The sequence below is a fragment of the Streptomyces sp. LZ34 genome, assembly GCF_053890475.1.
The window spans coordinates 10,449,621-10,469,317 of the sequence record NZ_CM132680.1; the positions used below are offsets into that span (position 1 = coordinate 10,449,621).

A 19,697-nucleotide genomic window follows, 5' to 3' on the forward strand; every position below is an offset into this window, starting at 1 on the left:
AGGCTGCGGGGTGTATGTGGCCACCGGAACGAGTACCCGGCGTCGATGTGGAGGTGAGTTCTGTGCCGCCAGGAAGGCACGTGTCCGGCCCCATGGATGACGAGCCGGCCTGTTCCATGGAGCGGAGCCTGCAGATACTCGGCGAGCGGTGGACTCTGCTGGTGCTGCGTGAGGTCCTCTACGGCAGGCACCGGTTCGCTGAAATTCGGTCAGCTCTCGGCATCGCGTCGAACCTGCTCAGTGACCGACTCAAGGTTCTCGTCGACGCCGGAGTGCTGCGGACACTGGCGTACCAGGAGGCCGGCAGCAGGCACCGGCAGAGCTACCATCTGACGCCGGCCGGGCTCGAACTGCAGCCAGTCCTGGGTGCGCTGCAGCAGTGGGGTGACCGTCACCGTCCGCGGCCCGCAGGTCCCTCCGCCTCCCAGCGGACCCGCTCCACGGGGCGGGCCGTCCACGTGGGGTTCCTCGATGACGATGGTCGCGAGGTTCCCATGGAGGATGTGTCGCTGATGGCAGCACCTGACCCTCAGAGCTCACCCCTCAGCCAGTCCGACTGAACGCGTCCCCGCCAACGAGTTCCCGAATCCGCCCAGCCGACTGCAGCGGTATCCGGAATGCGGCGGAACGGCGGGGGAGCCGGCGGCCCACAGGACCCGCGCTGGGGCGGTACACAGAGAACCTGCCCGCACTCCAGTGAGCACTCCTGGGTCCATGGATCTCTTGAGGGTCCGGGCAGTCACCGAGGCTCCCTCCTGACACTTCTTGCTGCGGCGTCAGGATGCGCGAAAGCCTTCGCGGACTGCGCCATGAACAGCAGCAAGAACCCCACCCGCATCACCTCCTCCTCCGGCGGCTTGCGGCGCCATCCGCGCAGCCGGACGACGGACGTGCCTGCTCAGCACCGATGCGGTTGACACTCCGGCGCCATCGAACTCGCCGCTTCCCTCGAAAGTGGGGGCACAGTCACGTCCAGACTGGGTTGCATTTTTAAAGTCAGACCCCCTAAGGTCGCCCCATGAGCAATCACTCGCAATTTCATGTACATGCGGTGTCGCCGTCCTACTGGAAGGTGACCTTCGAGAACGCCCCGATCAACCTCATCGATCCGGACACCATCGAGCAGCTTGCCGATCTGGTGACCCGCATGGAGGAGGACCCCGATCTGACCGTCGTGGTGTTCCAGAGTGCCAACCCCGACTTCTTCATGGCACACTTCGACCTCCTGTCCGACATCGAGCGCGTGTACACCACGGCGCCGGGCCCCACCGGACTCCTCCCCTACCCGGACAGCCTTCTGCGCCTCAGCAAGGTCCCGGCTCTCACGATCTCGGCCATCAAGGGCCGTGTCCGAGGAGCGGGAAGTGAGTTCGTCCTGAACACGGACATCCGCTTCGCCGGTACCAACGCCATCCTGGGACAGCCCGAGGTGGGCTTCGGCGCCGTACCCGGTGGCAACCCGATGGGGCGACTGGCCGAGTTGGTGGGCCGGGGCCGCGCGATGGAGATCGTGGTGGGAGGAGACGACTTCCCGGCCCAGCTCGCCGCCGAATACGGCTACGTCAACCGCGTTCTTCCCGAGGGCGAGCTGGACGACTTCGTCGACACCTTCGCCCGCCGCATCGCCGGCTTCAGCAAGGCCGGGGTCTCCGGCGCGAAGGACTTCGTCGACGCGGCCACCGCAATCCCAGCGGGGGACTACGCAGCCGCTATGGCCGCCTTCAGGCGCACGTCGATGCGTCCGGAGAACGCGGATCACCTGCGCAGCCTCTTCGAACGCGGCTTGCAGCAGCCTCAGGGAATCGAACTCGATCTCGGCAAGCACGTCGCCGAGACGTTCTGAGCCTCTCGGGCGTTTGTGCCGTCACCTGCTCCATGGGGCATGCGCGGACGGATGCCCGCGAAGCGCAACGCAACCCTGCGGGGTTCCACAACACGGCTACCTGTGATGACCTGCGTTTCTACGCCGCTCGCTCGTATTCGTTGATGAGGCCGCAGAGGCGCTGTCGGCGCTTGATCCGCTCGTGGGAAGGATCGGCGATGGGGTGGTCGGGCCGTGGCGGGTGGAGTTGTTGTCCGCGGTGGGGTCTTCGTCCGTTGTAGTGCTGGATGTGCTCGTTCAGTACGGCGCGTAGGTGGCGTCGGCCGAAGATGAGGATCCGGTCGGTGACCTCTGAACGGATGGTGCGTACGAATCTCTCCGCGTACGCATTCGCTTGGGGCACCGCGGAGGGATCTTTACGACTTTGATGCCCTCGCTGGCGAGGACCATGTCGAACGACCTGCTGAACTGGCTGGCCCGGTCGCGTATGAGGAAGTCGAACTCGGATGCGCGGTGGCCGAGGTCCATCAGGAGACCGCGGGCCTGTTGCGTGGTCCAGGGGCCGTCCGGATGGCCGGTCACTCCGAGGACGTGCACGTACCGGGTGCCGACTTCTATCGCAAAGAGCACATACAGCCGCCGCAGGGTGACGGCGCGGTCCACGTGGAAGAAGTCGACGGCGAGTGTGGCCTGGGCCTGGGTGCGGAGGAAGTGCCGCCACGTTGTGTCGGTCTGCCGTTCAGGTGCCGGGGGTATCTTCCGGCGTTTGAGGACTCTGCGGATGGTGGAGGCGCCCGCGCGGTGGCCGAGCTTGAGCAGCTCGCCCTGGATGCGCTGGTATCCCCACGAGGTGTTCTCCCGGGCAAGTTGTTCGATGAGCGTGGCGATCGCCTGGTCGATCGGCGGGCGGCCGGTTCGGTTCGGGTACGTCCACGTCTTCGTCACCAGTCGGCGGTGCCACCGCAGAATCGTGTCGGGTGTGACCAGACGGTGCCGTCGCAGTCGCCGCGGCAGCTGTCGGATCAGCGGGGCGAGGTACGCGCGGTCTGCCCAGGTACAGCGCGGCTTGGGGTTCGTGCGGCGCAGCACTGCTACCTCGTGCCGCAGAACGAGCAGCTCGATGTCCTTGGAGGTGGAGGAACGGCAGAGGAGCACGCACCAGCCGAGCAGCCGGGTGAAGATCAAATAGAGCAGACGTAGCGGCACAATCCGAGTCCTTCCCAGCGAGTGCTACTCCACTCATTACCGCTGGTCATCGCGCCGGGCCGAGTTCTGGAACCCCGCAGGGGATCAGCGACGACAGCGCCGCGAACCACAGCCGATCCGCCGGCTCGTACCGCACAGGCCTCGTGAGCTGCCTGCGCAGCACCGCGTTCTCGTGTCGCAGTGCAAGCAGTTCCGCGTCCTTGGCCGCGTCCCGACGCAACAGTAACGCTGGGAACGCGAGCAGCTTCCGAGCCACCTGGTACACCAGAGAGACGATCACCCGGACAGGGTTCCAGCAGACCGTGATGGAACGCCAGACCCGCTCCGAGCAGCAGCGATGAGTTTCCGAACGGCACAAGATCCGCCGCCAACTCGACCGCGTCCACGTGGGCACCTTCACCGGCCCCACCGGCGTCTTCCGTCAGCGCACCGAACTCAGCAAACCCCAGCGCGACCTGTTCGCCAAGCTCGGCGTCACCCCACCCAAGCAGATCATCGAGCTCACCCCGCCGCCCCCCTGACCGCTTCACCCGCGCGCCTAGAGACACGCCCCACAGGCGTGCCCATACGCGTTTCCCCAGCTCAGAGCACCTTTCAATGCTCTAACCGCCACGAATTACGCGGAACGCAGGTTGTCGGGCCGCGTTTCCGAGGGGGGCTGGCGGCCAGGGTCCCCAAGGAGGTTCGACTGCTGTCGAAGGTGAGGGACCCAGGCAGCGTGCGCGGCCTTCCCCGCCAAGTCGGGACAGACCACCAGGCGCAGCGCTCCGCGTCGGTGCGCTCCGCCGCCTCGGTGCGGGTCGTACCGCCACCGGGAGGCCCAGCCGGTCAGGCGTGCGGCGCGGCGCGCAGCGAGTCGGTGAAGTCCCGGGCGCGTCTGGTGATTTCTGGCCAGTCGCCGGCGGCCACCGCGGCGGGTGGCACGACGTTGGAACCTGCGCACACCGCATGTGCTCCGGCCGTGAGAAAACCGGCGGCGTTGTCCGCGGTGATGCCTCCTGAGGCCACCAGCGGTACGTCCGGGAAGGGGCCGGCCAGGTCGCGGAAGTACTGGGGACCGACGGCGCGCGCGGGGAAGATCTTCACGGCGGCCGCGCCGAGATCGAGCGCCATCCCGACCTCAGTCGGGGTGAGGGAGCCCATGATGACCGGCACGCCGGCCGCTGCCGCCGCCTTGGCGACATCTGGGCGGCAGCCGGGGGTGACCAGGTACTGGGCCCCGGCGTCAATCAGTTCCTCGGCCTGTTGGGCAGTCAGTACGGTGCCCGCACCGACGCCGTCCTGGCTGTCGGCCACCGCGCGTCTCAGGTGTGCCGCGAGGTGGGGGGTGGTGCGGGTGAACTCGATCCAGTGGATGCCGCCCGCGCGCAGAGCCGCGCACAGCGCGGCGGCGTCCGGGATGTTCGGTGCGCGGATGACGGCGATCACGCGGTCCTTGGACAGTTGGGCGAGGAAGTCGGCGGTCATGGTCGGGGGTTCTCCTTCGGTGGCCGCGGCGCGGCGGTTGTGCCTGAGGCGGCGGCTTCGCTCAGCGCGGTGCGGCGGCGGCCCAGGTGTCGTCGTTCAGGGCGAGCAGGCGGTCGGTTTCCGTGCGCGCTGGAATGGCGGGCACGTCGTCCCTGGTGCGCAGCGCGGCGGCGGCGGTCAGGTGGCCGAGGCGCAGCCGGGACCGTTCGTCGCGGCTCTCCAGTACACCGGCCAGATAACCGGCCGCGAACGCGTCGCCCGCGCCGACCGGTTCGACCACCTTGGTGGGCATTGCCGGAACGAACGTCCGGGTGTCGTCGGCGTAGGAGGTCGCCCCGTGCTCGGCGTCCTTGACGACCACGACCGGCACGGGCGCGAGCAGTTCCGCGATGTCGTCCGGGCGGGTGGTGCCCCACAGGGCCTCGGCCTCGTCTCGGCCGACGAACACCAGGTCGGCGGCGCGGGCAAGGGCCAGCAGACTCCGCGCTGCCTCCGCGGCACCGCCGCGCCAGAGCGCGGGACGGTGGTTGATGTCGAAGGAGACGATAGGTCCGCCGGTGGACCCATCGTCGCCAGGGGCCTTCTCGCCGGCGACCCGGTCGACGAGGATCGCCTCCAGCAGCCGGGCGCAGCTGTCGGAGAGTGCCGCGGCCACGCCCGAGAGGTGCACCAGGCGGGCGCGGCGCAGTGCGGGCAGCCGCGCCAGATCCGGGCCCATCCCGGTGGCGGCCGATCCGCCGCGGTAGTAATGCGTACGGGTACGGTCCGGGCCCGGGTCCTTGAAATAGATCCCGGTCGGCCGGTCCGGGTCGGTCTCGACACCGCTCACATCGACGCCGCGCGCGGTGAGTTCGGTCAGGATACGGCGCCCGAACGGGTCGTCGCCCACGCGGCTGACCCAGGCGGCGCGGTGTCCGAGACCGGCCAGCCCGCATGCCACGTTGGACTCGGCGCCGCCGATGGCCATTCTGAGGGTGGACTGTTCGGCGAGCGGGCGGGTGTCCGACGGGCTGAGGACGGCCATCGTCTCGCCGACGCACACGACGTCGGCCGCCAGCCGCCGACTGTCAGCGGCACGGGGCGGGGTCAGCAGGGGCACGGGGATCTCCTGGCGGACGGTGGATGAGGGCGTACGTACGCGACGGCGATGACGGCGGCGACGGCGGTGACGTGGACGCCCTGGGACGAAGGGGTGACGTTCGGGGCGGGGGGAGCGGCGCGCCGGGCCTCATGCGTCGGCCAGCCGCAGCATGACCTTGCTACTGCCGCTTTGCGGGTCGGCGGCGAGGGCCAGTGCCTCCTCGGCTCGTTCCAGCGGGAAGCGGTGGGTGATCAGCGGAGTCACGTCCAGGCCGTCCCGCAGGGCGCGCAGGGCGTCGTCGATCTCGTCGACGAAGCGGTAGGAGCCGATCCAGGTGATCTCGCGGGTCACCAGATCCCCGAGGACCGCCAGGGCGGGCGTACCGGGCAGGTTGCCCACCTGGACGACGGTCCCGCCGCGGGCGGCGGCGCGCAGTACCGGGCCGAGCGCGGCCGGAGCGCCGGATGCCTCGAAGACGATGTCCACGTCCTGTGGCAGGCCGTCGCCGTGCGAGAGGTCGCGAGTCTCGTCGGCGCCCATGGCGCGGGCGACCGCGAGGGAGGACGCCGCCAGGTCGGCGGCGATCACCGTGCCCGCCTCGTGGTGCCGGGCCGCGGCGACGACCAGGGAGCCGATCGGTCCCGCCCCGTTGACCAGGACGGTCCGGCCGCGCAGGCCCTGGACCCGGCCGACGGCGTGCAGGGCGACCGCCAACGGCTCGGCCAGGGCGCCCTGTTCGGTGCCTACGCCGTCCGGCAGCGGCCGGATCTGGTCCGCGCGGACCGCCCGGTACTCGCTGAACCCGCCGTCGGTGTGGGGGTCGAAGGCGGCTGAGCCGAAGTAGCGGACACTCGGGTAGAGGTTGGTGCGTCCGGCGATCCGCTGCGGCAGTACGCCGTCGCCGACGAGCTGGGCCGGGTGGACGGTGACCGGCTGCCCTTCGCTGAGACCGGTGACCCCGGGGCCGAGCGCGGCGATCCGGCCCGCGACCTCGTGCCCGAGCACCAGCGGGTGCGTGAGCGAGGCCGTACCGGACGCCCCCTTCTTCCAGTAGGCGATGTCGGATCCGCAGATCCCGCCCCACTCCAGGGCCAGGAGGACCTCGCCGGGGCCCGGCACCGGCCGGGCCCGTTCGTCGACGCGCACGTCGCCGGGGCCGTGCACCACGACCGCCCTCATACGCTCTTCTTCTGCGAGGTTTTCCGTGACCGCATCGCTCACACGGCGCACGCCCGTGACCGCGCTCATACGGCGTCCTCCAGCCGGACCAGGTCGCGTCCGCGTGTCTCGGGCGCGAGAAGCGCGCTGACGAAGGTGATGAGTGAGTAGACGACGAGCATCGCCGCGATCGGCCACCAGCTGCCGGTGACGGCCGTGAGCGTGGCCGCCAGGACCGGGCCGATCGCGGTGGCGAGGATGCCGCCGATCTCCTTGGCGAGTGCGAGCTGGGTGAACCGGGCGCGGGCGCCGAAGAGTTCGGCCATCGTCACGCTCTCCAGCGAGAACAGCCCGAGGACGCCGATGTTCAGGGCGAGCACCATGCCGATCAGAACGCCCGGGGTGGAGCCTGAGGTGATGAGGAGCATCGCCGGGAAGGCCGCCGCCATGGTCAGCACCGTGAGCGTGAGGTAGAGCACCCGGCGTCCGAAGCGGTCGCCGAGCAGGCCGATCAGCGGCACGGTGGCGAAGCCCAGCAGTGAGCCGTACATGATCGCGTCAGTGGGGACGGCCTTGCCGACGGCGAGATTGGTGGCGATGTAGCCGACGAGGAACGTCTGGACGAGCCCGGAGTTGCCCGCCTGGCCGAAGCGCAGTCCGAGTGCGAGGAAGAAGGCCTTGCCCTTGCGCTGCCGGACACCGGCCGCCAGCACATCGCCCCGGTGGTCGTCGGCCTCGGCGATGGCGGACTCGACCTCGTCACGGCGCAGGGCCACGCCGTCCACCACGTCGGCGCGCTCGTCGAACACCGGGCTCTCCTTGAGGCCACGGCGCAGCCAGAACGCGAAGAGCATCAGCACGAAGCTCAGCAGGAAGGGCAGCCGCCAGCCCCAGGAGAGCAACTGCTCCTCGCTGAGCACGGCGAGCAGGAGGGTCCACAGGCCCGAGGCGGCGAGCGTTCCGGAGTTGGTGCCGAGGGAGACCAGCGAGGAGACCAGGCCGCGCCGGCGGGCGGGGGCGTACTCGGCGAGCAGCACGGTGGCGCCGGCGATTTCGGCGCCCGCGCCGAAGCCCTGCACCAGCCGCAGCGCGACGAGCAGGATCGGCGCCGCGATGCCGATGGCGGAGTAGGTGGGCAGGGCCCCGATGAGGGTGGTGGAGGCGCCCATCAGCAGGATGGTGAGGTACAGGACCTTCTTGCGGCCGATCCGGTCGCCCATCCGCCCGAAGAAGATGGCGCCGGCGAGCCGGGCGACGTAGCCGACGCCGTAGGTGGCCATGGCGGCGATGAGGCCGATGGCGGGGCTGACGTCCGGGAAGAAGATCTTGTTGAAGACGATCGCGGCGGCCAGCGAGTAGAGCTGGAAGTCCATGAACTCCATGGCTGTACCGAGCCAGCCCGAGACGGCGGCTCTGGCCAGGTCGCGCGTGGTGCGTTGCGCGGGGCGTGCCTGCTCCTCGGTCATGGTGCTGTCCTGCATGGTGAACTCCGTTGTTCGGGGACGGTGAGCGGTGTTCGGGGGAGGGGAGAGGTATGTGCGGTGTTCGGGGGAGGGGCGTTGTGCGGTGGGCGGGGCGGCGGCCGGGCTCAGATCTCCACGTGGCCCGAGCGGAGAGCGGGCAGCCGGTCCGCGATGGCGGCGACGAGGGCGTCGTCGTCCGCCAGGTCCGTCGCGCCGAGCAGGCGCAGCAGCGCCCGCACCGTCGCCGAGGGCTGGGGCGACTGTTCCCAGCAGGCGGCGAGCGCCTCGGCCGCAGGGTCGGCGAAGGTGCCGTGGGCGTGGCGGGTGGCGTGCGCCCAGGCGGCGAGGGCGAGCTCCAGCACCGGGGTGTCCGCGCCGCGGGCGCGCAGCTCGCGCAGGGCGGGCAGCCAGCGCTCCGCGATCTTCACAGAGCCGTCGGAGCCGATTTGCCGGAGCAGGTGGCGCATCGCGGGATTGCGGAAGCGTACGACGAGGTCGTCGGCGTACGCGACCGGATCGGGGCCGTCGGCGGGGAGGGTGGGGGCGACCTCCGCGCACAGCGCCCGGACCAGGCGCTCGCCCCAGTCCGCCGCCATGGTGTCGGCGACGGTGGCGCACCCGGCGGCCAGGCCGAGATAGGCCAGCGCCGAGTGGGAGCCGTTGAGCAGCCGTAGCTTGGTGAGCTGGTACGGCGCGACATCGGGGACGAACAGGGCGCCGTCCCGTTCCCAGGGCGGCCGGGGCGCGGCGAAGGAGTCCTCCAGCACCCACTGCCGGTAGGGCTCACCCGCCACGGGGAGGATGTCGTGCACCCCGAGCGCGGCCGCCGCGGCCGCCTCGTCGGCCTCGCTCGAAGCGGGCACGATCCGGTCCACGACTGTTGCGGGGAAGGCGACGCTTTCAGCCATTTTGGCCAGGATACTGTCGCGGTCCGCCCAGGCGGAGGCCCGGAGGAAGTCACGGACGACCCGGCTCAGCGCGGCGCCGTTGCCCGCCATGTTGTCGCAGGACACCACGCTGATCGGCGGCGCGCCAGCTCGCATCCGCGCGGCCAGCCCGGCGGCCAGCCGGCCCACCACCGTGGCGAGGGGACCGTCGGGGGCCGCCGCGAGGTCGGCGGCGACCGGTGCCGCCGTGGTGTCAAGACCGCCGGTCAGCGGCGAGCGGTGGTAGCCCTTCTCCGTGACGGTCAGGGTCACCACGGTCACCTCGGGGTCGGCGAGCAGGGCGTCCACGGCCGCGGCGTCCGCCCCCATCGCCAGCGCGCCGACGACCGAGCCCACGACGCGGGACACACTGCCGTCCGGTCGGCGTTCGGCGCACGAGTAGAGGCAGTCCTGATCCCGCAGCACACGCACGGTCCAGGCCGACCGGGGCGCGACGGCGGTGATGCCCCAGGGCTCGCCGGACCGGGCGGCGGCGCTCTCGGTGTAGACCGCCTGGTGCGCCCGGTGGAAGGCACCGAGGCCGAAGTGGACGACCCGGGCGCGCAGCTCGGCAGGGTCGACCGCAGGGCGCAGGCCCGGGGCGAGGCGGGAGAGCACCGCACGGTTCAGCGCGGGCAGGGCGGCGGCGCTCACCAGTCGTGCACCGAGCCGTCGAGGCGGCGCGCGACCGGCAGGTAGCGCCGCTGGTAGGGGAAGCGCTCGGCCGCCTTCTCGTCGTACTCCACGCCGAGACCCGGCTCCTCGGACGGGTGGAGCATGCCGTCGGCGAACGTGACCCCGCTGCGGAACACCTCATGGGTCTCGTCGGCGTGGCCCATGTACTCCTGGATGCCGAAGTTCGGCACCGTCACGTCGAGGTGCACGGCGGCGGCCATGCTGACGGGGGAGAGGTCGGTCGCACCGTGGGAGCCGGTGCGCACCTGGTAGAGGGCCGCGAGGTCGAAGATCCGCCGCAGGTGGGTGATGCCGCCCGCGTGGACGACGGTGGTGCGCACATAGTCGATGAGCTGCTCGGTGATCAGGTGCTGGACGTCCCAGATGGAGTTCATCACCTCGCCGACCGCGATCGGAGTCGTGGTGTGTCGGCGGATGAGCCGGAAGGCCTCCTGGTTCTCCGCCGGAGTCGGGTCCTCCATCCAAAACAGCCGGCAGCCCTCGACGCTCTTGCCGAACCGGGCCGCCTCGAGAGGGGTCAGCCGGTGATGGACGTCGTGCAGGAGGTGGAAGCCGAAGCCGAAGCGCTCCCGCACCGCCTCCAGATAGGTGGGCGCGAAGCCGAGGTAGGCCTCGGTGTCCCAGGGCTGTTCGTCGGGCAGATCGGTCGCGGCCGGCTCATAGACCTTGCCCTTGCGGACCCCGTACGTGCCGCCGACGTCGGGCACCGCGGCCTGCGCCCGCACCGCCTTGTAGCCCAGCTCTAGATAGCGCTCGACGTCGTCGAGCAGCGAGGGCACGTCGGCACCGCTGGCGTGCGAGTACACCAGGACGCCATCACGGGACCGGCCGCCGAGGAGCTGGTAGACGGGCAGCTGGGCGGTCTTCCCCTTGATGTCCCACAGCGCGGTGTCGACGGCGGAGATGGCCGTCATGGTGACGGGCCCGCGACGCCAGTACGCGCCCTTATACAGGTACTGCCACATGTCCTCGATGCGGGCGGGATCCTTGCCGATCAGCAGCGGGACCACGTGGTCGCGCAGATAGCTCGCCACGGACAGCTCACGGCCGTTGAGCGTGGCGTCACCGAGTCCAATCACCCCGTCCGAGGTGGTGATGCGCAGCGTGACGAAGGTACGCCCGGGGGAGGCGACGAATACGTCGACACGTTCGATCTTGCTCACGGAGGGCTCTCCTTGCGGCGGAGTGGGACACGGCTGCCGACCAAGCGTCCGCCACGCGGTCGGGCAGTTTCTGTCGCGCAGTGCTTGTATACAAGCACCTGTCGTGCTGCGCGGCAATACTCTCGTCACCACGTTTTTACGTGTGGCCAAAGCCGGTCCACAGCTCACCGACCGCCGCCGGGCGCGCTCCAGCGATACGTACGATGGGCGCATGGCTCAATCGAATCGCCGTCGGACGAGTCGGCGCGCTATCTACCTCCAGCTGCGTCACATGGTCCTGACCCTCGAACTCGCCCCGGGCGCCGCCCTGTCGGAGAACGAACTCGCGGCGTCCCTGGGCGTGAGCCGCACACCGGTGCGGGAGAGCCTGATCATGCTGGCCCAGGAGGGCCTGGTGCAGGTCTTCCCGAAGATCGGGTCATTCGTGTCCCGGGTGGACCCGGCGCAGGTCGCGGACGCGCAGTTCCTTCGGGAGGCTGTCGAGCTCGCCTCGTTGGACAATCTGCCCCCGCGGCTCGACCCTGCGGTCGTCGAGGAATTGCGGGACAACTTGAAACGCCAGCAGCGCGCGGACCTCGGCCTCGAGGAGTTCTTCGAGCTGGACGAGGCCTTTCACCAGGGTCTGATGCGGTTGAGCGGTCATGGAAACGTCTGGTCCACGGTCGCCGCGGCCAAGGGGCATCTGGACCGGGCACGGCGCCTCGGCCTCCACGAGAACGTGTCCCCTGCCGTCTTCATCGCCCAGCACCACGAGATCTTCGACGCGGTCGTCGGCGGGAACGCTACGCTCGCCCGCATCTCCATGCGCACTCACCTGCGAGCGGTCTTCAGCGACATCGAGCGCATCCGCACCCACTCACCCGAACTGTTCGCCACCGACCCCTCGGGAGTGCCGGTGCGGCGCAACGTCGTGGTCTGGGAGTAGCCCCGCTCCTGGCGCGCTCCCTCGTGCTGTGTCCGACTGAGGCGACCCCCGTGGTGTGGACACCCTCGTGTTTCGCACTTTTGGGATCACCGGGTCGGTGGACGGGTGTTCGTTGATGCGCTCGATTGGGTGGCGCGAGACCGTACTGGTCATGGAATGTGACGGGTAGACAGAAGCATCGGCGGTGTCTGTTTCACCCAGTTGAGAGTGATCCGCCGATGCTTCCAGTGGGCACGATACCGCCGTCCTTATCCGCTTTGCTGGCTGTCTGCCGTTCCTGCTTCACCGCTCCGACGTTCCGCACGTTCTGTGTTCTGCTGACCGGGCTGATCGCGCAGACGCGCCGCCGCACGGTGTGCGGGATGTTGCTGGGCACGGGGTTGGTGCGGGTGTGGCACCACGCCCGGTGTCACCGACTGTTCTCCACCGCCCGCTGGTCGGCCGACGAGGTTGGCCTCGCCCTGGCGGCTCTGGTCGTGGCACGTCTTCTCCCGGACGGTGCACCGCTGCAGGTCGCGGTCGATGACACCCTGTTCAAACGGTCGGGGAAGAAGGTGTTCGGCGCTGCCTGGCAGCACGACGGCGCCGCGAAAGGGCCGCGCCCGGCCGGTTTAGGGAACTGCTGGGTCATCACCGGGATCGTGGTGACCGTGCCGTTTTTGACCAGGCCGGTGTGCCTGCCGGTCCTGGCCCGCCTATGGCGCCCCAGACACACCGCAAAGATCGCCCTGGCCCGGGAGATGGTCGAACTGCTCGCCGCCCACTTCCCCGACCGCCCCCTGCACACAGTCGGGGATGCCGCCTACGTCGGCGAGCACCTGCGCGGCCTCCACCCGCAGATCACCTGGACCAGCCGCCTGAAGGTCACCTCCGTGCTGCACGAACTCCCGCCCCCGCGCACGGGCAAGAAGGGACGCCCGCGCACCCGGGGCCCACGCCTGGGGACACCCACCGATCTCTCCCAGCTGCTGGACTGCCACCGAACCAAGGTCCGCCGCTACGGACGCGTGGACACCGTCTTCCTCGCCGAGCGCACCTGCCTGTGGTACGGCTCCTTCCACACCCAGCCCGTCAGAGTTGTCCTGGTCTGGGACAGCAACTGCGGGCCCGGCACGAGCCGGGACCGCGGCTACGGCGCCGCCCTGGTCACCACCGACCTCACCACACCGGCCGAACAGATCGTGGAACGCTACGCATCCCGCTGGGCGATCGAGACCGCCTTCTTCGACGCCCGCCAGACCCTCGGCGTCGGCGAGGCCCGCAACCACACCCGCCGCGCAGTCGAACGCACCGTCCCCTTCGGCCTGCTCGCCTGCACCGTGGTCACCACCTGGTACGCGCTGGCCGGCCACCAGCCCGCCGACACCGACGAACACCGCGCCAGAGCCCGCTGGTACACCACCAAAACCCAGCCCTCCTTCGAGGACATGACAGCCAAGCTCCGCCGCACGATCATCGCCCACCGTTTTCGCGGCCCACACCCCCACCAGGCACAACCCGAAGAAATCCAGGCCGTTCTCACCGCCTGGGCCGCCGCCGGAACGTGATCACTCAAGACTGCGAAACACGAGGGACACCGTAGCGCTTCAGAATTGCTTCATCGGTTGCGAGCTGGTTTTTTCCCTGTGTTCAGCCGGCTCGGTGGTACTCGTTGATGAAGTTGGCGACGGCTTGCCGGCGATTGATCCTGGCTGCTGGCAGAGGGGTGATGTTCGGGTTGTCGTTGGGCGCGAGTTGGTCTCGGCCTTGGTGGGGTCGGTGTCTGTTGTAGAACTGCTCGAACTCGCGTAGGTGCGGGTGCCGATAAATCATCCGTGCAGTTCACGCGGCGTGCTGGTATTCGTGGAGGGTTCCGCCGAGTCGGTCTCGTCGGCTGACTTCCAGGTGGGTGAGTTGGGCTTGTTGGGTGATGGGTGTGGGTAGTGGGCGGCAGGGGGCGGCTTGTTCCAGGGCTCTGTGCGGGCGGTGTTCGTTGTGGAAGGATTCGTACTCGCGTAGTGCGTGGAGGAGGTGGCTCTGGTTCCAGATCAGGGTCCGGTCCAGGAGTTCGGTGCAGCAGGTCTTTATCCAGCGCTCGATGAGGGAGTTCATCCGGGGTATCTGAATGCCGGTGGTGACGATCTTGAGACCGAGGTCGGTCATCAGGGCGTCGAAGGCGGTTGTGAACTTCGAGTCGCGGTCGCGGATCAGGAACCGTGCCCTGCTGCCTGCGTCTTCGAGGTCCATGAGGAGGTTGCGTCCGAGCTGCACGATCCAGTGCCCGGTCGGATGTGCGCTGGCACCGAGGATCCTGATGCGACGGGTGGTGTGCTCGATGACGGCGAAGACGTACAGGCGCGCCCCGGTCAGCGTGCGGACTTCGAAGAGATCGCAGGAGAGAAGGGCCTTGGCCTGGCTGCGGAGGAAGTCGGCCCAGGTGGTGCTCTGTCGTTCGGGTGCGGGTGGGATGCCGTGCTCGCGGAGTATCTCCCAGGCGGTGGAGGCGGCGACCTTGATCCCCAGTGCTGCGAGTTCGCCGTGGATCCGGCGATATCCCCACGAGGCATTTTCCCTGGCCAGACGCAGGACGAGGGCGCGGATCGAGCGGATGGTGCGTGGGCGTCCACGCCGCTTGGGCATGCAGGTCGCGGCATGGCGCTGCCTGAGCAGCTCCCGATGCCAGCGCAAGACCGTCTTGGGGCGGACCAGCAGCAGAAGGTGCCGCAGTCTGTCTTTGGGCAGGTGGTGCAGAAGGCTGGCGAGGACAGCGCGATCGCTGTCGGTGAAGGCAGGCTTGCCGACCTGGCGTTGCAGGACCAGCAGTTGGTGCCGGAGCACGAGGATCTCGATGTCCTTGTCTCTGTCGCTTATCGGCAGGAGGCGTAGGAACGCCAGGGTGTTGGTCGCGGCGAGGTAGGCCAGGCGCAGCAGCACGACAGATCATGATGCCGTCGGGGCCTTGTACAGGTGAAGACGCCGGGGTGAGCATCGGCCAAAGTCGAAGATCTCTGAACAAGCTCTCACCTGCGTGGACGATTTACCGGCACCCGCAGGGCTCTCGTATTCAACTGTTGTCGGTTCCCCGGGGCGGCTCACCACCACCGCGACACGCCCTGGAGTAGCTCACCGCCCCGGGCGGGGTCGAACCGGCCGAACGCCGATCTGGAGAATGACCCAGTGGGCGCCGGCGGCCGGTACGGCCAGCCAGCCGAGGGCGACCGCCGCCGCCAGGGTCAGCGCGTAGGCGGGGCACCGGGCTCGCTCGCGGAAGTCGGCGAGGGCGAGCCTGCCGAGCCGACCAGCGATCGCGCCGGCCGTGCCCCGGGAGCCGGACCTCATCGCCGCACCCCCGTTATCTTCTCCACGGCCCCGCAACGGGGCTCCCGGCCTCCGGGCCCGGCATGATTTCTCCCCCCTGTTGAACCACATGATCTGGGGGGTGGTGTCACCGGTCCCGGAGGCACCGGTAGACCGCTGATAAGGGCAGGACCGCCGCAGTGTCGGCAGGCTCTTCATAGCGTGGATGCCGGAGATCGGTGCCGCAGGTGAGGCCGGGTGGGCAGAACCTCTCGCCGGAGGAATGCACGTGACCGAGCTCGACCAGGTGAACATCTTCGTGGGCCTGGACGTCGGCAAGGGTGAACACCACGCCACCGCCCTGACGCCGGCCGGGAAGAAAGCCTTCGACAAGCGGCTGCCCAACAGCGAACCGAAGCTGCGAGAACTGTTCACCAAGCTCCAGGCCAAGCACGGGACCGTACTCGTCGTGGTCGACCAGCCCGCTTCCATCGGGGCCCTGCCCCTGGCCGTGGCCTGTGACACCGGATGTCGCGTCGCCTACCTGCCCGGCCTGACGATGCGGCGGATCGCCGACCTTTACCCCGGCGAGGCCAAGACCGACGCCCGCGACGCCGCGATCATCGCCGACGCCGCCCGCACCATGCCCCACACCCTGCGCGACCTCGCGCCAACCGACGAGGCCGTCGCCGAGCTGGAGATGATCGTCGGCTTCGACGACGACCTCGCAGGTGAGGCGACCCGCATCAGCAACCGGCTGCGGGGTCTGCTGACTCAGATCCATCCCTCGCTGGAGCGGGTCCTGGGCCCGCGGCTGGACCATCTCGCGGTCCTGACGATGCTGGAACGCTTTGGATCCCCGGCCGAGTTGAGGAAGGCCGGACGCCGCAGGCTGATCAGCCTTGCCCGCCCGAAGGCCCCGCGCATGGCCGAACGCCTGGTCACCGACATCTTCACCGCACTCGACGAACAGACCGTCGTGGTCCCCGGCACCGACGCGGCCGCACTGATCGTCCCGAGCCTGGCCGGCTCCCTGCGGGCCGTCCTCGACCAGCGCAAGCTCATCGAGAAGCGGATCGAGGACCTGCTGGAGGCCCACCCTCTTTCCAAGGTCCTGATCTCGATGCCCGGCATCGGGGTCAGGACCGGAGCCCGCATCCTCATCGACGTCGGCGACGGCAGCACCTTCCCCACCGCCGCCCACCTCGCGGCATACGCCGGTCTCGCCCCGGTGACCAGGAGTTCCGGCTCCTCGATCCGAGGTGAGCATCCAGCCCGGCGAGGCAACAAGCAGCTGAAGAGAGCGTTTTTCCTCGCCGCGATCGCATCGCTGGCAGACCCCGCATCACGGGCCTACTACGACAAGAAAATCGCGCAAGGGAAGCATCACACCCAAGCCATCCTCTGCCTCGCCAGGCGACGCGTCGACGTCCTGTTCGCGATGCTCAGAGACGGCACCTTCTACGAGTCACGACCAGCCGTCCCGGCTTGACCAAACCCATAAGGGCACCCCCCCGCGGCGCGTCCGCCAGGGGGCCGGGGCCGCCCGGCCGGTGGATGACGGCGAGGTAGGCGTCCTCCAGGTCCGGGGCCACCGGTTCCGCGTCCGCGTACGGCGCCTGGGGCGCCAGCAGTCGCAGCCGTACCTCCTCCGCCGTGCGCACCGCGCGGCTGACCGAGTAGCGCGGCCTGCGTTGGCGGCGGCCAACTCGCCGCCCTGCGGGAGACGGTTGTCGGGCCGTGAGTGTGCCGACGGGTGAGCGGTCAGCCTTGGCGGGCCTTGAAGCGTGGGTCTTTCTTGTTGATCACGTAGGTCACGCCACGGCGGCGCACCACCTGGGCGCCGGGCTTGGTCTTCAGGGAGCGCAAGGACTTGCGTACCTTCATCGCGGTCTCCTTCCAGGATCGAACGGGTCCGGCCGTCAGTGGTGAAGGGGAGCGGTGCGGCCGTAGCGTCGCTGGAAGCGCTCCACCCGACCAGCGGTGTCCAGGACCCGCGAGGTGCCGGTGTAGAACGGGTGGCTCGCCGACGAGATCTCGACGTCGACGATCGGATACGTGGCGCCGTCCTCCCACTCGACCGTCTGCTGGGTGTCGATGGTGGAGCGGGTGAGCAGCTGGAATCCCGATGTGCGGTCGCGGAAGACGACGGGGCGGGAGATGGGGTGGATGCCGGACCTCATGGGTTGTGCCTCCTCAGGGGGCCTCCGTCGCCGGACGACGGAGGCAGGTGTCAGCGTTCTTCGCGGAACAGGACGTGCTCGCCGACCACCGGGTCGTACTTGCGCAGGACCAGCCGGTCGGGGTCGTTCAAACGGTTCTTGCGGGTCACGTAGGTGACTCCGGTACCGGCCGTCGACTTCAGCTTGACGACAGGCCGCGTGGTGCTGCGTGCCATGGGGGACTCCTTTCGCCACCACCCGAGTCTCGATTGACTCGGCCATGTCAGACGTCCCCTTCAACCACACGACCCGGCACCACATTCCCGGTGGTGACCGTCTCAGCGAGCACCGACCGCCGCGCGCTCTCGGGCGGCGCGCACGGCCGCCGACAGGCTGCCGGTGTCGTAGGCACCGTGATGCCTGCGCCCGTTCACGAAGAATGTGGGCGTACCCGCCACGCCGCTGAGGTCCGCCGACTCCACATCCTCGCCGATCCAGCGACGAGTTTCCGAACGGCACAAGGCCAGTCGGAGCACGATCGATCATTATCAGGCGTGTACCACCGGCCACGCTTGAGCGTCTGAACGGGCGATCGTCGCCCACGACCGCAGGATTCGGTGCACCCGCTCCGATCCGGGCTGATGACCTTCTTGGCAAGCACAGTTGTATGAACTGCAGACCCGCGAAATTCTGCCCACCCGGGCCCTCAGCGGCCTCGTCAACTGCGCTGGTACGAGTGGAACGTCATCCGTACCAGGTGATGTTGCAGATATAGATGCAGTGGTGGCGTGGTACTGAGAGGAAGCTGATGAAGCCGCGTCCGCCGAGAATGTCGAATTCTCGGAGTCCGCCTTCTCGGTCGAGGGGTCGACCCACCTTTGCCGCGTCGACTCCAAGCGCGGCGAGTTCGGTCGCCAGCCGTTCGACCTCTGCCACGACGCCTGGCGCAAGTCCGTCGGCGACGTGCTCCTCGCTCGGGTTGTACTCCCAGGTCCAGTCGGTCACAGCCCCGCCTCGGCCTCCGCGGCCATGCGGATCTGCTGAATTTCGTGGATGGCCGCCGTCGGGTCCTGTTCGGCCATATCGACAATCTGCTCAAGCTCACGGAGGCGGGCGGCGCGTTCCGGGTGCCGCTCGATGGCGACGAATACGGCCCATGAGTGGACGAAAGCCCGCAGGGGTGCGAGGCTCTGTGTCTGCTGTGCGTTTGTGGTCGCCTCGAACAAGTGCTGAGTGAGCGCAGGGATCCTGCTGGGAGCGATCCGAGCGACAGCCGCGCGCAGTGCGTCAGGGGTGAGGTCAGGCATGGGGATAAGGGGTCCGTACGGGCCGTCTGGCTGCGCGCTCACGATGACCTCCGGTACGTGGTTTGCTCGTCGCACCATACCGTGGGGGCGCGGCGGCCGTGGGTGACTCCGGTCCGCTCCGCACGCCGTCGCATGGCCTATCTGTCGCGATCGGGGAGTAGCTGATTGCCGCGTTCTCCGTAGCGCGCAAGAGCGCGGTTCGGATCCGAACCGCGCGCTACGGTCCGGTACGGATTGTTGCGGAGAGTGGTCACTGGGCTGGGGGTCAAGGGGTCGCAGGTTCAAATCCTGTCGTCCCGACCAGCATCATCGCAGGTCGGAGGCCGTTTCCGCGGGTAGCGGAGGCGGCCTTAACCGTTTCCGGGCTGGGAGCAAGTGGGAGCCCTCGTGCTCCCAACTCGCAGACGTGTCAACGGTGCCCGATTCGTCCGTCACTCGATCCGGTAGACCTGCAGCGCCGTACCGCGCCCCCACGCGCCGTCGTCATCCAGGGCCCCCGATGTCACCCGATCGATTCGGATGCTCTCTACATCGAGAGGCATAAGAACCTCTTGTCGGCTCTCGACCCCCTTTCGGGGTGGGAGCACGATCTCGTGCTCCCCATGCGACAGGGGGGAAGCTGTGGGCTGAGGGCCTCGGTAGGCGTGTTTCCGCAGGCAGCCGGTGCTCGGGTGTCCCGGTCGCAAGGTGCCTGCCGCGTCAAGACGAGGTAATGCCCCTTGGCGTCTGTCGGCAGACGGGGCACTCTCAGGGCGTGAGCGCTCTATCGGGCTCTGTAGCGCCGTAGCGAGACAGTCGGCAGGTGCGCTCGCCGTATGAAATAGTGTGCCAAGCGGCTGCGGGGCTGGCGGCAGAGGGTCTCCGCAAGGGGACAAGGCTCCGGCCTGGTCGTTCTTGGGCTGGAAGGTCAGCGGGATGGCCGGGCCGTGCCTGGACGGTGGCGCGGGAAGTGACGAGGCTGCTGGTCGGGGGATCGCGACAAGTCTGGTGTTGCCGTTACATGGTGACGGTCGGTTGAGGACGAGCACATGATCCGACTCGAACG

21 protein-coding genes and 2 pseudogenes are annotated in these 19,697 nt (G+C 68.9%); 6 read left to right on the top strand and 17 right to left on the bottom strand.

Annotated elements, in window-relative coordinates; all coding sequences use genetic code 11:
• Positions 1–80: 80 nt before the first annotated feature.
• Both ACWY4P_RS44855 and ACWY4P_RS44860 read left to right on the top strand, forming a co-directional pair.
• A complete protein-coding gene (locus tag ACWY4P_RS44855; RefSeq protein WP_456206569.1) occupies positions 81–560 on the top strand; it encodes a winged helix-turn-helix transcriptional regulator in 480 nt (159 codons plus the stop codon).
• A 458-nt stretch (positions 561–1,018) separates the two neighbouring features.
• Positions 1,019–1,843, top strand: a complete 825-nt coding sequence (locus ACWY4P_RS44860; RefSeq protein ID WP_456206571.1) for an enoyl-CoA hydratase/isomerase family protein — start codon at positions 1,019–1,021, stop codon at positions 1,841–1,843.
• Positions 1,844–1,961: 118 nt separating this feature from the next.
• On the opposite strand, the gene ACWY4P_RS44865 is transcribed toward ACWY4P_RS44860, so the two are convergent.
• The 3 genes and pseudogenes from ACWY4P_RS44865 to ACWY4P_RS44875 form a co-directional block, all read right to left on the bottom strand.
• Complete coding sequence (locus ACWY4P_RS44865; protein WP_456206572.1) at positions 1,962–2,225, bottom strand: integrase core domain-containing protein; 264 nt, start codon at positions 2,223–2,225, stop codon at positions 1,962–1,964.
• Positions 2,120–3,028 (bottom strand): integrase core domain-containing protein, encoded by a 909-nt coding sequence (locus ACWY4P_RS44870; protein ID WP_456206574.1) that lies wholly within the window; start codon positions 3,026–3,028, stop codon positions 2,120–2,122. The genes ACWY4P_RS44865 and ACWY4P_RS44870 overlap by 106 nt, the downstream gene beginning before the upstream one ends.
• A 79-nt stretch (positions 3,029–3,107) precedes the next feature.
• A pseudogene (locus ACWY4P_RS44875) lies at positions 3,108–3,308 on the bottom strand (integrase core domain-containing protein); the annotation flags it as partial.
• Positions 3,309–3,414: 106 nt separating this feature from the next.
• Between ACWY4P_RS44875 and ACWY4P_RS44880 the strand changes: the two are divergent.
• Entirely contained in the window at positions 3,415–3,549 is a 135-nt protein-coding gene (locus tag ACWY4P_RS44880; protein WP_456206576.1) for a hypothetical protein, read from the top strand.
• A gap of 307 nt (positions 3,550–3,856) precedes the next feature.
• On the opposite strand, the gene ACWY4P_RS44885 is transcribed toward ACWY4P_RS44880, so the two are convergent.
• The 6 genes from ACWY4P_RS44885 to manD form a co-directional block, all read right to left on the bottom strand.
• Positions 3,857–4,495 carry a bifunctional 4-hydroxy-2-oxoglutarate aldolase/2-dehydro-3-deoxy-phosphogluconate aldolase gene (locus ACWY4P_RS44885; protein ID WP_358708549.1) on the bottom strand — a complete coding sequence of 213 codons (639 nt, stop codon included), beginning with the start codon at positions 4,493–4,495 and terminating at the stop codon, positions 3,857–3,859.
• A 61-nt stretch (positions 4,496–4,556) separates the two neighbouring features.
• Positions 4,557–5,594, bottom strand: coding sequence for a sugar kinase (locus ACWY4P_RS44890; RefSeq protein ID WP_456206578.1), 1,038 nt, complete (start codon positions 5,592–5,594; stop codon positions 4,557–4,559).
• Positions 5,595–5,723: 129 nt separating this feature from the next.
• Entirely contained in the window at positions 5,724–6,755 is a 1,032-nt protein-coding gene (locus ACWY4P_RS44895; protein WP_358708553.1) for an L-idonate 5-dehydrogenase, read from the bottom strand.
• Positions 6,756–6,820: 65 nt separating this feature from the next.
• Positions 6,821–8,215, bottom strand: a complete 1,395-nt coding sequence (locus tag ACWY4P_RS44900; RefSeq protein WP_358708555.1) for an MFS transporter — start codon at positions 8,213–8,215, stop codon at positions 6,821–6,823.
• Between the two features lie 107 nt (positions 8,216–8,322).
• Positions 8,323–9,777, bottom strand: a complete 1,455-nt coding sequence (locus ACWY4P_RS44905; protein WP_358708557.1) for a mannitol dehydrogenase family protein — start codon at positions 9,775–9,777, stop codon at positions 8,323–8,325.
• Positions 9,774–10,982, bottom strand: a complete 1,209-nt coding sequence (manD, locus tag ACWY4P_RS44910; RefSeq protein WP_456206579.1) for a D-mannonate dehydratase ManD — start codon at positions 10,980–10,982, stop codon at positions 9,774–9,776. The genes ACWY4P_RS44905 and manD overlap by 4 nt, the downstream gene beginning before the upstream one ends.
• Positions 10,983–11,193: 211 nt before the next feature.
• On the opposite strand from manD, the gene ACWY4P_RS44915 reads away from it, so the two are divergent.
• A complete protein-coding gene (locus ACWY4P_RS44915) occupies positions 11,194–11,907 on the top strand; it encodes a GntR family transcriptional regulator (RefSeq protein WP_456206581.1) in 714 nt (237 codons plus the stop codon).
• A gap of 218 nt (positions 11,908–12,125) precedes the next feature.
• A complete protein-coding gene (locus ACWY4P_RS44920) occupies positions 12,126–13,454 on the top strand; it encodes an IS701 family transposase (protein WP_456206583.1) in 1,329 nt (442 codons plus the stop codon).
• 274 nt (positions 13,455–13,728) lie between these two features.
• On the opposite strand, the gene ACWY4P_RS44925 is transcribed toward ACWY4P_RS44920, so the two are convergent.
• Positions 13,729–14,820: an integrase core domain-containing protein gene (locus ACWY4P_RS44925; protein ID WP_456206584.1), complete on the bottom strand. Its 1,092-nt coding sequence runs from the start codon at positions 14,818–14,820 to the stop codon at positions 13,729–13,731.
• Positions 14,821–15,009: 189 nt separating this feature from the next.
• Positions 15,010–15,225: a hypothetical protein gene (locus ACWY4P_RS44930; RefSeq protein WP_456206586.1), complete on the bottom strand. Its 216-nt coding sequence runs from the start codon at positions 15,223–15,225 to the stop codon at positions 15,010–15,012.
• A 247-nt stretch (positions 15,226–15,472) separates the two neighbouring features.
• Between ACWY4P_RS44930 and ACWY4P_RS44935 the strand changes: the two genes are divergently transcribed.
• On the top strand, positions 15,473–16,675 hold the full coding sequence (locus ACWY4P_RS44935; protein ID WP_456206588.1) for an IS110 family RNA-guided transposase: 1,203 nt from the start codon (positions 15,473–15,475) through the stop codon (positions 16,673–16,675).
• A gap of 272 nt (positions 16,676–16,947) precedes the next feature.
• Here the strand turns inward: ACWY4P_RS44935 and ykgO are convergent, their stop codons facing one another.
• The 6 genes and pseudogenes from ykgO to ACWY4P_RS44965 form a co-directional block, all read right to left on the bottom strand.
• Complete coding sequence (gene ykgO, locus ACWY4P_RS44940; RefSeq protein ID WP_358708567.1) at positions 16,948–17,070, bottom strand: type B 50S ribosomal protein L36; 123 nt, start codon at positions 17,068–17,070, stop codon at positions 16,948–16,950.
• A 35-nt stretch (positions 17,071–17,105) separates the two neighbouring features.
• Entirely contained in the window at positions 17,106–17,366 is a 261-nt protein-coding gene (locus tag ACWY4P_RS44945; RefSeq protein ID WP_456206590.1) for a type B 50S ribosomal protein L31, read from the bottom strand.
• Positions 17,367–17,416: 50 nt separating this feature from the next.
• On the bottom strand, positions 17,417–17,581 hold the full coding sequence (gene rpmG / locus ACWY4P_RS44950; protein WP_352129999.1) for a 50S ribosomal protein L33: 165 nt from the start codon (positions 17,579–17,581) through the stop codon (positions 17,417–17,419).
• A 102-nt stretch (positions 17,582–17,683) separates the two neighbouring features.
• Positions 17,684–17,839, bottom strand: a pseudogene (locus ACWY4P_RS44955) (DsbA family protein); the annotation flags it as partial.
• 250 nt (positions 17,840–18,089) lie between these two features.
• On the bottom strand, positions 18,090–18,350 hold the full coding sequence (locus ACWY4P_RS44960; protein ID WP_456206592.1) for a hypothetical protein: 261 nt from the start codon (positions 18,348–18,350) through the stop codon (positions 18,090–18,092).
• Complete coding sequence (locus ACWY4P_RS44965; protein ID WP_456206593.1) at positions 18,347–18,694, bottom strand: hypothetical protein; 348 nt, start codon at positions 18,692–18,694, stop codon at positions 18,347–18,349. Before ACWY4P_RS44965 ends, ACWY4P_RS44960 begins: the two co-directional genes overlap by 4 nt.
• Between the last annotated feature and the right edge of the window lie 1,003 nt (positions 18,695–19,697).

Bases quoted from the DNA above. Each gene is read 5' to 3' on its own strand.
- ACWY4P_RS44920 (WP_456206583.1), top strand. From the start codon at position 12,126: ATGCTTCCAGTGGGCACGATACCGCCGTCCTTATCCGCTTTGCTGGCT.
- rpmG (WP_352129999.1), bottom strand. From the start codon at position 17,581: ATGGCACGCAGCACCACGCGGCCTGTCGTCAAGCTGAAGTCGACGGCC.
- ykgO (WP_358708567.1), bottom strand. From the start codon at position 17,070: ATGAAGGTACGCAAGTCCTTGCGCTCCCTGAAGACCAAGCCCGGCGCC.
- ACWY4P_RS44885 (WP_358708549.1), bottom strand. From the start codon at position 4,495: ATGACCGCCGACTTCCTCGCCCAACTGTCCAAGGACCGCGTGATCGCC.
- ACWY4P_RS44915 (WP_456206581.1), top strand. From the start codon at position 11,194: ATGGCTCAATCGAATCGCCGTCGGACGAGTCGGCGCGCTATCTACCTC.
- ACWY4P_RS44860 (WP_456206571.1), top strand. From the start codon at position 1,019: ATGAGCAATCACTCGCAATTTCATGTACATGCGGTGTCGCCGTCCTAC.
- ACWY4P_RS44900 (WP_358708555.1), bottom strand. From the start codon at position 8,215: ATGCAGGACAGCACCATGACCGAGGAGCAGGCACGCCCCGCGCAACGC.
- ACWY4P_RS44945 (WP_456206590.1), bottom strand. From the start codon at position 17,366: ATGAGGTCCGGCATCCACCCCATCTCCCGCCCCGTCGTCTTCCGCGAC.
- ACWY4P_RS44895 (WP_358708553.1), bottom strand. From the start codon at position 6,755: ATGAGGGCGGTCGTGGTGCACGGCCCCGGCGACGTGCGCGTCGACGAA.
- ACWY4P_RS44930 (WP_456206586.1), bottom strand. From the start codon at position 15,225: ATGAGGTCCGGCTCCCGGGGCACGGCCGGCGCGATCGCTGGTCGGCTC.